We start from the raw sequence: 14,966 nt of genomic DNA on the forward strand, positions 1-14,966 counted from the left end.
CTTTTAGCTTATAAAATTCACGAAATTTAAAAGAACAAAAACAATAAACAATTAAAAATCAACAATATATAAAAACACCATTTTGAAGATATTCTTTTTGTGATTGAGAAGAAACCACATAAAAACATTCTTTTGAAAAAAGAAACATTGACAAAAAACATCCAAATATTGCTCATCCTTCTGTTTTCGGTTTTCCTGAAAGCACAATCTGGTCCCGATTTTAATATTTTGGCGGATAAAGCTTTTCAAAAATTATATCAAAATCCGGACGACTGCATCACTTATTCTCTAAGTATTTTAAACAGTGACCAGAATATTGAGCATAAAATAATCTTAAGAAATATCATTTCTCAGGCTTATGCTATGAAAGGCGATTATCTGCAGTCTGTAAATATTGCGAGCCAGAGAGAAGAATTTCAAGAGAAGAAAAATCTATCTTATTTTATGCAGGTTTTTGGGGATTATAATCTCGCAGATCAGTATCAAAACCTTGATCTTTACAGACAGTCTCAAAAAATTATTTTCGATCTTTTATCCGAAGATAAATTGGTAAGAAGTGATAATAAGATAATGAGAATCTTAATTGCAAAACTTTATCAGCTTCAGGCTCTTAATTTGGGGATCAACAGAAATCCGGCTTCAGCTCTGGAAAACTTAAAGAAAAGTGATCAATATATTGATTATCATAATGAAGAAAATAAAATCACAAGCCTTGAAAATAAGATTTTCCGTTCTTCTTATCTGATGCAGCAAAGCAAACCGGAAGAAGCAAAAAAAATTCTCTCCGGTGTCATTTTAAGTATTGAAAAACAGAATGACAATCCTTTTTTATCTGCTTTAGCCTATGAAAATCTTTCAAGATATTATTTTGTAAAAGGGGATTACAATTCGGCAATTAATGAGCTTGAAAAAGGACTTTCAGAAATAGAAAACCTTTCTTATAATCCTTTGAAATACAGAATTTATGCCTCTTTATCTAAAAATTATTTAGCGCTTCACAACAACGAAAAATACCATCAATATAACAAACTTTATGTAGATTCCAGAGCACAAATAGATGTAAGTACAAAAGAAGCAATACGATATATTGTAAAACTTGTTGAAAATTCGCAAAATAAAAGCCTTGAATTTCAAAAACAAAATCAATCAAGCCGTTTCTGGATTCTTGCTTCTATTTTTTTATTGATTATCGTCAGTTTATTTATCTATTTTTTAGCCTTAAAAAGTAAGAATAAAGATTTAAAAAAGCAGTTTGAATTCTTTGAAAAACAGAAGAAAAAAGAAAAATCAATTCAGATTCAGGCTGATGTTCCGAAAGAAGACGAAATTCTCAACGTAAATAAAGTTTCTAAAGAAAAAGAAGACGAAATTCTACAAAAACTAGAAGAATGGGAAGAAACTGATGAATATTTAAGCAAAAATATGTCACTTTCTATGCTTTCTGCACAAATAGGAGTAAATACAAAATACCTTTCTGAGGTCATTAATAATACGAAAGGAAAAAATTTCAACGGATATATTAATGAATTGAGAATCAACCACATTGCTCATTTATTAAAAACAGAACCTACTTATCTAAATTATAAGGTAAGTTATCTTGCAGAATATTCGGGATTCTCTTCTCACAGCGCGTTTACAACGATTTTCAAATCTGTGACAGGAATGTCTCCAAACGTATATATTCAAGAAATAAGTAAAAGCAGAACATCATGAAATTAGTGTTAAAATTTATTTCGGTTGTATTTTTGATCTGTCAAATCACGGTTTTTGCACAGAAAACTTCTGATTCTGTTCTTTTGGAAAAAGCGGATCTTGAAATTTATGACAATCCCGATAATGCGATACGTATCGTTAAAAATCTGCTTAAAAAAGAGAAAGACATCAGCAAATCTATTTCGCTTTACATGCTTCTTTCTACCGCGAATATTGCAAAAAGAGATTTTAATGAATCGCTTAAATATATTTTAAAAGCTAAAGAATTAGGAGCAAAAACGAACGATTTGAAAATCCAGACAAGAGTTTTAATTTCTGTTGCGATACAATATCAGCAGATGGAATTATTCAGTAAAAGTCTGGAAACATTGGACGAAGCAGACGAATATCTCGCAAAAATTCCGGATGATTCTTACGAAAAAAATAGTGAAACCGCCAGAAGCTACGCTATTCGAGGGATGATCTACAAAAGCCAGTCGAATTCTGAAATTGCTCTCGAAAAGTTCTTAAAATCTATTGAAAGCTTTAAAAAAATAAATTCTCCAAAAACGTATGCCAATATGAGTATTGTTTTCTACAATATTGGTCATTGTTATCTTAATCTTAATCAAATCGATAAAGCCGAACAGGCATTTTTGGAATCTGCTAAATATGCTCAAAATAATCATGCAAAAAGTCTGGAAGCCTTCGCTTTGAAAGGAATGGCAGAAGTTTACAAACAAAAGCAGCAACATCAGACTGCTCTTGATTTCTTAATGAAAGCTGAAAATCTGTGTAAAAACACGAACGACTTGGTTCTTAATGAAGGGATTTTTAAAGAAATGGCGGATAATTATCTGGCGCTGGGAAATCAAAATCAATATCAGATTTACAATAAAAAGTATTTTGAAATGCGCTTCAAAAGAGAGCAAAACGAACTGAACTCCATTAACCAAGCCATTGATAACCATAATAAGGAAACTTTAATAAAAAGTGAAGAACTTACCACTCAATTTAAATATTGCCTTGCTTCTGTGATTGGTCTTGGAACGTTGATTATTGTGTTGCTTCTCACATTTATTTTTAAATTCAGAAGACAGAACAAAAAGTATCATAAAGAAATTCAACGGTTGATAAGATCTTAATTTTTATCGTTTTATTTAAAATTTAAAGCAATAAAAAATCCTTAACCGAAACAGCTAAGGATTTTTAAGTTTTATATAATTTCAAAATTATTTTCCAATAACTTCAGTAATCGGGTTTCCGACATTTCCGCTTGGAAACTGAATTTTTAATAACGAAGAAACAGTCGGTGCAATATCTGTCATATTGTATGCCTTATTGCTTTCTCCATGCTGAATTCCCCATCCCATAAAAATCAACGGAATGTGCGAATCATAAGAATTCCAAACGCTGTGCGTAGTTCCTGTTTTTGAATATGGAGGAAGCATAGAGTCGTGAGAAATCAATTGAATATCGCCACTTCTCTGTCTGTTGATCCCGTTGATAATTCTTTGTTTAATAGGTTCCGGAATAGTAGATTCCTGTACTTTTTCTACAGAAACAGCATATAAAACCGTAGAATCTTTTTCTAATTCTTTAATGGTAAAATTTCTGATATCATCCAATTCCAGCTTATTATCTCTCATTAATTTTCTGTCGAAATAAACCTGATAATTTTCCACCGAATTGATTAGTTTATCAACCCCGAATTTATCTTTTAATTTTTGATTGATATCTTTTTCCATTCCTTCTCCGAAGAAACCTGTGGTTATTTTATGTTCCTGTAAAAAGCCTACAGAATGCGCTCCACCGTGGTCTGCAGAAAGGAAAACCGTGTACTGCCCTTTTCCGACTTTCGTATCCAGATAATTGAAAAACTGAGCTAAATCCTGGTCTAATCTTAAATAAACATCTTCCACTTCAATAGAATTAGGACCGAATTTGTGACCTGCATAATCTGTTGAAGCTAAGTTAATAGCCAACATATCCACAACATCATCACTTCCTAATTTTTCTCCTTCTACAGCGGCTTCAGCCAACTTTAAAGTTAACGTATTTCCGAAAGGTGTATAACGAATATTATCTTTTTTCGCCTGATAATCAGCCGGTAAATTACTGTAAGGGAAAGTCGGCGTTTTTGAACTTCCCAACAAACCTTCCCAAGAAGAATTATCCGGTGAACTTTCTGTGTACTGATTGATCGGAAGCAAAGTATTCCAACCGTTTGCCACCAATTTATCCGGTAAATTCTGGGAGTTGAAAGATTTTACCCATTGAGGAAGATCATTCATATACCAAGAACTTGTAATAAAATCTCCTGAAGAATCATCAAACCAAAAAGCTCCGTTCGGATTGTGACCCGCCGGAAGAATAGAAGCGCGGTCTTTCAAGGAAACACCGATTACTTTCCCCTGAAAATTGGTTGCCAATCTTAATTCATCAGAAATAGTGGTCGACCAAAGATTTTTCGGAGAATGACTTCCCACTTTTGCATTGGTCGTTCCTACCGGTTTTACGCTTTCGTCTGTTGTACAATATACATTTTGTCCTGTTTCCTTATCTGTCCAGTCATTTCCTGCAATCCCATGAATCGCCGGAACAGAACCTGTATAAATACAAGTATGCCCCAAAGCTGTAATCGTGGGAACATAAGGAATATGAACGTTATTTAAAGAATATCCTGTATTCAAAAGTCTTTTGAAACCATCATTGCCGTATTTGCTGTAAAAACGGTACAAATAATCCCACCTCATCTGATCTACCACCAAACCTACAACGAGTTTTGGTCTTTCTAACTGAGAATTTTTGTTCTTCTGCGCATTGATTGTAAGTACGGACAAGAAAGTAGCCGTCGCAATCGAAATTTTCCTAAGCATTCAGTAAAAATTTTTGTTGACGACAAATTTACATGTTTTGAAAATTTTGGTATGTGAAATTTTAATTAATTTCGACCTTGTATATATTTATTTACAAACCCATTAAACTAATAAAAAAATTTAACCACAAAAGATACAGATCTATTATTAATCAATTAAAATTCTGCTCATTATGAAAGTAAAAACTCATAAAAGAATAAAATCTTTGATTCTTTTAAAACTAATGTGTTAACCTTTTGTATTTTTTGTGATTAACTGATTGTTAACAATTTGTTTAAAGACGAAACTTTTACACACATTTTATAAATTCATCCCCTTTTTAAAAATGATTTATTTAAATTTGGGGAAACACAACAATGTTCTTAATGTTCCCAAAAAACACTTTATTCATGAAACTCATCAGACCTTTTTTATTATTCATTTCAATTATATTGTTTGGATGGTTATTTATGAGCAACATCAACCTCATTAATGTTGCCAAAACGCTGAACGACGCAGAAATCAATTCGGAGATCACAAAAGTAAACGATTTTACTAATATAGATCAGCTCAAAAAATTTACCATTGAAAAGATCAATTACATGGAAGTTATCCGCGAAAGATTTTCAGAAAATGCGTTGGTAAGAGTTGCCGTTATTTCGGTTTTGGTGCTGTTACAAATTGTTCTTTACTCTACAAAAGGGAATTCCTTTAATTCTAAAACAATAGATTTTTAATCTATGGAAATCAAAAAACTAGAAAAACTAACTGAAAATCCGACACTCAGTTGGGGATTCAACGGCTATAAAACTGATAAAATATTCGTTGTTTCTGCTATTGAGGTTTCCAATACATTTGAATTTAGTATAAGAGAAAAAAATCAATCGTACACAAAAATTTGGGAAACAAATTCCGCTGATATTGATGATTTAAATAAAATTATTGAACAAAATCATTCTTTCGGCGCTTTTCATGAAGGTAAAATCGTCGGCTGGATTATCTGTGATTTCAGAGCATGGAATAACAGTCTTTTCATTGAAAATATCTTGATCAGCGAAGAATTCAGAGGGCAAAATATCGGAAGATTATTAATAAAAGCGGTTAATCGGGAAGCAAGAGAATTGCAATGCCGAATGGTCGAGCTTGAAACGCAAAATACCAATTATCCGGCGATACAATTCTACAAGAAAGCAGGTTTTGCCATTACAGGAATCAATACAAAACTGTACAAAGACTCTACAGAAACAGCTGTATTCATGAGTTTTGATGTGATGAGTTGAAAATAATTCTCTCATCGATGATAATAAATATTTTTAATTAATAGATAAATATTATATTTATAAATTACTTATTATCATGAAAAAAGCCACATTTATTTTATTCTTTTGTCTATTTCAGCAATTTATTTTCGCTCAGAAATATCAATACAATGATTTCATGAAAACATGGAATTTTATTAAATATTATCATCCCGATGTCGCAAGCGGAAAAATTGATGCCGACAGTTTGTTTTTAACTACTCTTAAAAATATCAGTTCAAAAGATGATTTTAATTCCGTAATAGGGAAATTATCACAAAATTTAAATAAAAACTTTAAAAATCAGGCTCCTACAGAGACTTCAAAAGATGTTCTGACAAAAAATCAGAATTTCGACTGGTTTCAGAAAAACGGAAAAATAAATTCCGAAAACAAATCTTTTTTGAATTCTATTTATAATCATCGATACAATTTTGAACTTTTAAAAGAAGGAAAATCGGTAAGTGATGAAAAAAAATATTCGCTTCCGAAAAATGAGAACCTTTCGTCTGAATACCGTTTGCTGACATTGGCGAAAATCCAGGGAACTGTCGATTATCTTTTTCCACACAAATACATTATGGATAAAGGTTTTGACGAATATTTTAAAAATGTTTTAGATGAAAATTCAAAAATAACGTCAAGAAAAGATTTTGAAATTGTATTGGCAAAATTGGTTTCAAAATTTAAAGACAGTCATTCATTCAGTTTTTACAAACAGTTGAATTATAAGAAAGATATTTTTCACGGCAATTATCTTGCGCCATTTGATTTTCAGATTGTTGACGATCATATTTTGGTAACAAAACTTATTTTTCCGGAAATCTGTTCAAAAGATCAGATCAATGTTGGAGACAGAATTACTTCCATTAATAGAAAAACGATTCCTCAAATCCTCAAAGAAAAAGGAGAATTGTTATCGACTTCCAATACTGAAAAACTGGTGTACATGCTTTCAAAATATGAAAATAATCTGATCTGGACAGATGATCTTCAACAAAAGACTTTAGAAGTAAAATCAGCGAAAACCAATAAGAAATTTTCCACAAAAATTGATATGATTGACGCTTCAAATAAGGAAAAATATGATTTGATCGTAACTTATTTACAGGAGAAAATCAAGAAAAGAGAAAATCGAAAAATTAATAATAATGATATTGCTTATTTTAAAATCAATCACACCTACCAGTTTATTAATGAGCTGAGCGACGACAAAATAGATACAGTGATGGACAGTATTGTAAGCAATGCTGCACAAAAAAAGGCGATCGTTTTCGATATGAGAGCGTATCCCGATTGGGGCGGTTTTGTGAATCATTTTATCTACAAATACTTCTCTCCTACTGAAAATTATTTTTACAAATATTATGCTCCCAATCTTAAAAACATCGGTACGTTTGTGTATTTGGACGATTCGAGTCATTATTTTACTCAAATTAAAGATAAAAAAACGCATCAATATCAGGGGAAAGTTTTCATTCTCGTTAATCCCGAATCGCAAAGTGCAAGCGAATGGTACACGATGAGTCTTCAGAAAATTTTCCCGCAATCTTTAACAATCGGTCAGCAAACAGCCGGTGCAGACGGAGATTTGGTGAAAGTAAATCTTCCGGGAGATTATCTTTTGGAATTTACAGGAAACGGAATTTTTTATCCTGACAATTCCCAAACCCAACAAACAGGAGTCAGAATTAATGAATTGATTATATATACAGATCAGGATTTTCTTGAAGGTCGCGATCTCGAATTTGAAAGGGTTTTGAATTCTTTTAAATAAGATTTGAATTAACGATTTGTTGGTTCTTCGCAAAGGCGCAAGACACTTCGACAAACTCAGTGTGACAAAAGGTTTACACTATTCAACGAAATCAATTTTATCGAAGATAAAATCTTTGCGCCTTAAAAACATCAAGTTTCAATTACTTGCGCCTTTGCGTATTCCAACAAACCAAAATAGCCAAGCAAGCTAGATCATAAAACTTTATCGACAAAAACTATGAAAGATATTTGAAATTTAATTTTGTACTAATCGGTACAATTATATACCTTTGTCTCATCAAAATAAAGAAATGGCAGGAAGACCAAAAATATTCGACGAAAATCAGGCAATTGAAAAAGCGATTGAGGTTTTCAGAAACAAAGGCTACGACACAGCTTCTGCAGAAGAATTACTGAATGCCATGGGAATCGGAAAAGGAAGTTTTTATTTAGCTTTTAAAGGTGGAAAACAGGAATTGTATGTAAAATCTATTGAACAGTTTTCTGAAAGTTTTTATAAAAGATTGGCAGAAGGAATTGAAGAATCCGAAAACGGAATTGAATTCATCAAACAGTTTTTTTTAAGTCAGGCTTATTCTCCCGAAAATGAAAAAGAAAGAGGATGTTTTTTAGGAAATTCTTTGGTTCAGTTATCTGAAAAAGATGCAGAAATAAAGAAAATCTCAATAAAGATCGTAAAAAAATTACAAGAGCTTTTTGCAGAAATTATTGAAAAAGCACAGGAAAATAATCAAATCAAAAGCACAGAAAATCCAGAGATTTTGGCTTGGCATTTAACCAATTTATGGAACGGGATTCATGTAACAAGACGCATGGAAAATTCTCCGGAAATCCTTAAAAGTATTATTGAATTGAATTTAAAATTACTGGAATAAACTGGTTGGGAGTTGGGTGATGGAAGCTGGAAGTTAATTCCTGACCGTCTATTTACTGAAGTTATAACTTCCATGATTAAAAAATTTTCTCAAATTTTGTACCAAATAGTACAATATTAAAAATTAATATAAAATATTTAAAAACAAACGTTATGAACATTACAAACAACACAATTTTAATTACTGGCGGAGGTTCAGGAATCGGTTTAGAAATCGCAAAAGCATTAAGCCCTGCGAACAAAATTATCATCGTTGGAAGAACCAAAGAAAAATTAGACGCTGCAGCGAAAGATCTGGAAAATGTATTCACCATTCAGGCGGATATTACGAATGAAAGCGATGTCAACAGATTATATGAAGAAGTAAAAACAACCTTCGGAGGTCTGAATATTTTGATCAATAATGCCGGTCACGCTCATTATTACACGATTTCAGAAAACTCTAACACGCACGATAAAGCATTAGATGACTTTACCACCAATTACTTCGCACCCATCAGACTGACAGAAAAATTTCTTCCTTTATTAAAAGAACAAAATGAAGCTGCCATTGTGAATGTTTCATCCATCGTGGGATATGTTCCTGGCTATCACCTTCCGACATATTCTGATTCAAAAGCGGCTTTGCATTCTCACACTCAAGTTTTGAGATTTCAATTGGCAAAAGATACCAATATAAAAGTTTTTGAATTGATGCCTCCATTGGTAAACACAGATTTCTCTGCAGAAATCGGAGGAAAAGAAAACGGAATTCCGGCTTCAGATGTTGCCAATGATTTGGTAAAAGCTTTTCAGGAAAATATTTATGAAGTTCGTGTAGGAAATACAGAATTGCTGTACCAAAATTTCTTTGCAGGAACGGAAGGTGCATTCAGTACTTTTAATAATTAAGAGAATGAAATACAAAATTTTTGGCAAGAAAACGGGGCTTAGAGTTTCAGAACTGGCTTTAGGAACCGGAACTTTCGGGACAAAATGGGGTTACGGCTCTCAACCCGAAGAAGCGCAAAGAGTTTTTGATCGATACATCGAAGCAGGCGGAAATTTCATAGACACAGCCGATGGATATCAATTGGGAGAATCAGAAGAATTATTAAGCAAAATGATCGCCGATAAACGCCAAAACCTGGTTTTAGCAACGAAATATACAATGGGTGGTCGCGAATTGTTAACTTCAGGAAACAGTCGAAAAAACCTCATCCGCTCGGTAGAAGCAAGTTTAAAAAGATTGAATACAGATTACATCGATCTTTACTGGGCCCATCTTTCGGACGGACAAACACCGATCGAAGAGATCGTTCGCGGCTTCGATGATTTGGTAAGAGACGGAAAAGTTTTATATGCAGGATTTTCTAATTTTCCTGCATGGAGAATCGCCAATGCTTCATTAATGGCTGATTTGCGTGGATGGTCGCCGATCGCAGGAATTCAGATTGAATATAATTTGATTGAAAGAACTCCCGACAGAGAATTGCTTCCCATGGCTGAAGCACTTGGTTTGGGTGCAGCTTTCTGGTCGCCTCTTGCCGGCGGTACCCTTACCGGAAAATATCGTAATCCCGAATCAGCGGAAACTTCCCGCAAAAAAGAATGGAACGGATATCTTTTAAAAGACGAAAAAAGTTCCCGTGAAACCGCTATTATCGACACTCTTGCCAAAATAGCAGAAGAAAAAAATGTAAAAATCGGTCAGGTTGCTTTAGCTTGGTTGCGTCAGAAACATGACCGTAGCTCGTTATCAACCGTAACCATTCTTGGTGCCAAAAATATCAGTCAGCTTGATGATAATCTTGAGTCGTTATCCGTAATTCTTTCAGACGAACAAATCCAACAACTGAATGAAATAAGCAGCATCGAACTCGGTTCACCCCACGAAATTATCACTAATTCTCAACAAACGATTTTTGGTGAAAGTTCAGGACTCGTGACACAGAAAACTCCTGTCGCCTAATTCGACAAGTTTCAATATATAAATTTCATAGACCGAGCTGGCGTAATCTTTTTTGCGCTGGCTTTTTTGTTTTCTACTTTTGGAAAATTAAAGACAATTAAATATTTTATTTTCCCCACAGATAACGCACATGATTGTCCTAAAAAAATCTGCGTTATCTGTGAAATCTGTGGGAGATTAAAACATGAACTTCACAACAAACAAAAATTGAACTCCACAACAAAGCCTTAACCCAAAATAAACCCCAACTTTGTACTGTAAAATTTAAACAAAATGGAAAACTTACAGACAAATAAAAAAGTATTGGTAACGGGAGGAACAGGATTTTTGGGAGTTCATACCGTTCTGCAATTATTGCAACAAGGATATGAAGTGAAAACAACTCTTCGTTCATTAACAAAAAAAGACGCCATTCTAAAAGCATTAGAAGAAGGCGGAATTACAAATTTTTCAAACCTTTCATTTATTGAAGCCGATCTTACGAGCGACAACAATTGGGATGTAGCCATAAAAGATTGTGATTACGTTCTTCACGTGGCATCGCCCTTCCCTGCTCAAGATCCGAAAGATGAAAACGAACTCATCATTCCTGCAAGAGACGGAGCTTTGCGCGTTTTGAAGGCGTCGCGTGATGCGGGAGTAAAAAGGGTGGTTTTGACCTCTTCTTTTGCGGCAGTCGGTTACAGTAAGAATATTGCAGACCATGTTTTCACGGAGGAAGACTGGACGGATACCAATAAAGAACTTCCGGCTTACATCAAATCAAAAACTATCGCTGAAAAATCGGCTTGGGAATTTATCGAAAAAGAAGGTAATGGTTTGGAATTGACGGTCATTAATCCTGTCGGAATTTTCGGTCCTGCCATTGGTGGAATTACTTCTGCTTCGTTGGATATCGCAGTTTCAGGGATTTTAAACGGAACGATGAACCAAACTCCGCCTTTCACGATGGGTGTTGTTGATGTGAGAGATGTTGCGGACATTCATATCAAAGCGATGCTTCATCCGAATGCTTCGGGAGAGCGTTTTATTGCGACTTCAGATGGTATGATGAGCTTTTATGATGTTGCCGAACTGTTCAAAAAAGAAAGACCGCAATACACTTCCAACATTCAGAATTTAGAACCGATCGGAAAAGAATTGTACAAAGAAATGTCAAACAAAAAAGCAAAAACCATCCTCAACTGGAATCCAAGAAGCCGTGAAGAAGCTTTGTTGGCAAGTGCTGATAGTTTGATGGGAAATCAGTAAATTTGTAAGACAAGTCATTGTAAAACCAACAGTTAAACTTGGTCAAATTTACATCGACATCGGAAAATGGAGCGTTAAGAAAATTTAAATTTAATCCGTTAAAAGACTCTCACTGTTCGAAGCACGACACAAATATTGAACAGAAAAACCAATAGTAAATTCGCACAAGTTTTGGGGATTTTAGGAGTAAGTTTAAATTTTTAGCGGAAGTTTCCAAGTCTTGAACTTTTGTTTCTTTTGTTTGACTATGTCGAATCTTATTTCAAGGCAAAAGAAATTAATTATAAAAAAAATGAAATTCAACAACATACAATCCTGTCATCTCGGACCAGAAATATCACCGGAACAGTTTATTCCGGAGCATTTCTTTTTATTTTTACTGAAAGGTTCGATGGTTTCGTACGATGGTTACAAGCATTACACAATGAAACAGGGAGATTATTGTATTGCAAGGAAAAATCATCTGGTTCGTTACACAAAATATAAGGAAGACGGGGATTTTGAAAAGGTGATTATTGCTTTCGACGAAAAATTTTTAAATAAATTTCTGGAACGCCATTCTTATCAAGCCGAACCGACGGACAATGATGATTCTTTTTTGTTCATTAATGAAGATAAATTAGTCAGGAATTTTATTCAGTCCTTAGAACCTTATTACAACGGAACTGAACAGCTGGATGATACTTTTGTTGATATAAAACGTGAAGAACTTCTCATGATTTTACTAAAGAACAATCCTGATCTGAAAGATATTTTCTTCAATTTCAATGTTCCGCATAAAATTGATTTGGAGTTATTTATGAACCATAATTTTAAATTCAATATCAGCTTAGAACGTTTTGCTTTTATGACAGGACGAAGTTTATCGACTTTTAAAAGAGAATTTAAAGCCATTTTCAACACCACTCCTGGAAAATGGCTGATGAATAAACGTCTTCAGGAAGCCTATTTCCTGTTGGATAAAGAACATAAAAAACCGACAGATATTTATGTTGATCTCGGTTTTGAAGATCTTTCTCATTTTTCTTTTGTTTTTAAAAAAGAGTTTGGAGTTTCGCCTTCGGAAGTTGGGAAACAGAAAGTATAAGATTTTTTGAGGGCAGTTTTTCCGCTCTTTTTTGTTTTCAGTCTCTCTTTTTTCGGCTACACAAAAAGTAGATTCGGCTACACCCCGCTTCTCCACAATCCTGAACTTTGTCTCAATAAAAAATCAAACAAAATGAAAATTATCGTAACAGGTTTCTTTGGGAAATATCAGTAAACCTTTAACAAAAGAATTAGTAGAAAAAGGTCACGACGTAACGGTGATCAGCAGCAGTTCTGAAAGACAATCAGAAATTGAGGCTTTAGGTGCAAAAGCTGCGATCGGAACAATGGAAGATGTAGATTTCTTAACCGAAACTTTTAAAGGTTCAGATGTTGTTTACGCAATGGAAGCATTAAATGCAGGAGTTTTTTTTGATCATCATATTAATATTATTGATGCCAATATTCAAATTGTTAAAAATTATAAAGCAGCGATTGAAAAATCCGGAGTGAAAAATATTATTCATTTAAGCAGTATCGGAGCGCATACCAACGAAGGAAACGGGATTCTGAAATTTCATTATGAAGCAGAAAAAGTATTGAATGAACTTCCGGAAAATGTATCCATAAAATTCATGCGTCCAGTTGGATTTTATTATAATATGTTTGCGTTTATTCCGACAATTAAATCTCAAAATGCGATCATTCAAAATTACGGTGGTGACGATCAGGAACCTTGGGTTTCACCTTTGGATATTGCTTCCGTTATTGCTGAAGAAGTTGAAAAACCTTTTAACGGAAGAGAAATTCGATATATTGCCAGTGAAGAAATTTCGCCTAACGAAATTGCAAAAACTCTGGGTGAAGCCATCGAAAATCCTGACTTACAATGGATCACAATTCCCGATGAAGACTTATTGAACAATCTTATAAAAGTCGGAATGAATCCTGAAACCGCAAAAGGCTTTGTAGAAATGAATATGGCGAGACGAGGCAGCGTTTTGTATGAAGATTATTTGAAAAACAGACCGGTTTTAGGCAAAACGAAGGTGAAGGATTTTGCTGAAGATTTTGCAGCGGCTTATTATAAGAGTTAGATTTTTCTTTTGTCTTGAAACCTATTTAAACAAAAAAGATTCTTCGACTTCGCTCAGGATGACATTGCTAATACTAACTTTTATATTCATGGTTTTTATGCGTGTCAGTCTGAGCGGAGTCGAAGACTTTATAAAAATGTAAGTGATATTTAAAATAAAATCTCCGAAAATAATTAACTTAGTCATACAATGAAACAGCCGGTAAGAATAAAAACCATCAGCGAATTCCATGAATTCCGTAAGCTTCCGAAACCTGAACATCCGTTGATCAGTGTGGTAGATTACAGCACGATTAAACATGATGTTGATGTGAATGAACTAAGCTGGATTCTTGATTTTTATTCGATTTCCATCAAAAGAACGTCCAATGCCAAAATGAAATACGGACAACAGGAATATGATTTTGATGAAGGTGTAATGTTTTTTATGGCTCCCGGACAGGTTTTTGGAGTTACAATTGATCCGAATACTAACGAAAAAGCAAAACATACGGGATGGATTTTACTCATTCATCCCGATTTTTTTTGGAATACTTCTTTAGCCAAAACCATCAAAAATTACGAATATTTCGATTATTCTGTGAACGAAGCTTTATTTCTATCCGAAAAAGAAGAAAATACACTTCACAGCGTTATTGAAAATATTCAGCAGGAATATCATTCTAATATTGATAAATTCAGTCAGAATATTATTATTTCGCAGATCGAAACATTGCTGAATTATGCAGAACGCTTTTATCAGCGACAGTTTATCACCAGGAAAATTTCCAATCATAAAATCCTTGATTCTTTGGAGGATGTATTGATTGACTATTTTAATAATGAAGACCTGATCACAAAAGGGCTTCCTTCCGTACAATTTGTCGCCGATCAACTGAATGTTTCACCAAGCTATCTTACAGGATTATTAAAAGTTCTCACCGGACAAAACACCCAACAGCACATTCATGAAAAGCTGATTGAAAAAGCAAAGGAAAAACTATCCACCACTCAATTATCCGTCAGCGAAATTGCATACGAATTGGGTTTTGAACATCCTCAGTCTTTTAGTAAATTGTTTAAAAATAAGACGAATGTTTCGCCGCTGGAGTTTAGGCAGTCTTTTAATTAATTCAATTTTTTAAGCTAAATTTTAATTCAA

The 14,966-nt window shown here is 33.7% G+C and carries 13 protein-coding genes; 12 read left to right on the forward strand and 1 reads right to left on the reverse strand.

What is annotated here, in order from left to right; translation table 11 throughout:
* The first annotated feature begins 132 nt into the window (after positions 1–132).
* Both J3D55_RS18630 and J3D55_RS18635 read left to right on the forward strand, forming a co-directional pair.
* Positions 133–1,713, forward strand: coding sequence for a helix-turn-helix transcriptional regulator (locus tag J3D55_RS18630; RefSeq protein WP_259133106.1), 1,581 nt, complete (start codon positions 133–135; stop codon positions 1,711–1,713).
* Positions 1,710–2,837, forward strand: a complete 1,128-nt coding sequence (locus J3D55_RS18635) for a tetratricopeptide repeat protein (RefSeq protein ID WP_259133108.1) — start codon at positions 1,710–1,712, stop codon at positions 2,835–2,837. Before J3D55_RS18630 ends, J3D55_RS18635 begins: the two co-directional genes overlap by 4 nt.
* A gap of 87 nt (positions 2,838–2,924) precedes the next feature.
* Here J3D55_RS18635 and pafA read toward each other — a convergent pair whose 3' ends face one another.
* Positions 2,925–4,571 carry an alkaline phosphatase PafA gene (gene pafA / locus J3D55_RS18640; RefSeq protein ID WP_259133110.1) on the reverse strand — a complete coding sequence of 549 codons (1,647 nt, stop codon included), beginning with the start codon at positions 4,569–4,571 and terminating at the stop codon, positions 2,925–2,927.
* A gap of 389 nt (positions 4,572–4,960) precedes the next feature.
* Here pafA and J3D55_RS18645 point away from each other — a divergent pair, with 389 nt between their 5' ends.
* From J3D55_RS18645 to J3D55_RS18690, 10 genes are all read left to right on the forward strand, one after another.
* Complete coding sequence (locus J3D55_RS18645) at positions 4,961–5,287, forward strand: hypothetical protein (RefSeq protein ID WP_259133112.1); 327 nt, start codon at positions 4,961–4,963, stop codon at positions 5,285–5,287.
* A gap of 3 nt (positions 5,288–5,290) precedes the next feature.
* Positions 5,291–5,830 (forward strand): GNAT family N-acetyltransferase, encoded by a 540-nt coding sequence (locus tag J3D55_RS18650; RefSeq protein ID WP_259133114.1) that lies wholly within the window; start codon positions 5,291–5,293, stop codon positions 5,828–5,830.
* A 76-nt stretch (positions 5,831–5,906) separates the two neighbouring features.
* Complete coding sequence (locus tag J3D55_RS18655) at positions 5,907–7,625, forward strand: S41 family peptidase (RefSeq protein WP_259133124.1); 1,719 nt, start codon at positions 5,907–5,909, stop codon at positions 7,623–7,625.
* 292 nt (positions 7,626–7,917) lie between these two features.
* On the forward strand, positions 7,918–8,502 hold the full coding sequence (locus J3D55_RS18660) for a TetR/AcrR family transcriptional regulator (RefSeq protein WP_259133126.1): 585 nt from the start codon (positions 7,918–7,920) through the stop codon (positions 8,500–8,502).
* Positions 8,503–8,654: 152 nt separating this feature from the next.
* Positions 8,655–9,392, forward strand: a complete 738-nt coding sequence (locus tag J3D55_RS18665; protein ID WP_259133128.1) for an SDR family oxidoreductase — start codon at positions 8,655–8,657, stop codon at positions 9,390–9,392.
* A gap of 4 nt (positions 9,393–9,396) precedes the next feature.
* A complete protein-coding gene (locus tag J3D55_RS18670) occupies positions 9,397–10,452 on the forward strand; it encodes an aldo/keto reductase (RefSeq protein WP_259133131.1) in 1,056 nt (351 codons plus the stop codon).
* Positions 10,453–10,725: 273 nt separating this feature from the next.
* Positions 10,726–11,703 (forward strand): SDR family oxidoreductase, encoded by a 978-nt coding sequence (locus J3D55_RS18675; RefSeq protein ID WP_259133141.1) that lies wholly within the window; start codon positions 10,726–10,728, stop codon positions 11,701–11,703.
* Between the two features lie 292 nt (positions 11,704–11,995).
* Positions 11,996–12,790 (forward strand): helix-turn-helix transcriptional regulator, encoded by a 795-nt coding sequence (locus J3D55_RS18680; RefSeq protein WP_259133143.1) that lies wholly within the window; start codon positions 11,996–11,998, stop codon positions 12,788–12,790.
* Between the two features lie 157 nt (positions 12,791–12,947).
* Complete coding sequence (locus J3D55_RS18685; protein ID WP_259133145.1) at positions 12,948–13,826, forward strand: NAD(P)H-binding protein; 879 nt, start codon at positions 12,948–12,950, stop codon at positions 13,824–13,826.
* Between the two features lie 189 nt (positions 13,827–14,015).
* Positions 14,016–14,936: a helix-turn-helix domain-containing protein gene (locus J3D55_RS18690; protein ID WP_259133147.1), complete on the forward strand. Its 921-nt coding sequence runs from the start codon at positions 14,016–14,018 to the stop codon at positions 14,934–14,936.
* Positions 14,937–14,966 lie beyond the last annotated feature (30 nt).

Origin of the sequence: Chryseobacterium ginsenosidimutans, assembly GCF_024807225.1 — a bacterium.
GTDB lineage: Bacteria > Bacteroidota > Bacteroidia > Flavobacteriales > Weeksellaceae > Chryseobacterium > Chryseobacterium ginsenosidimutans.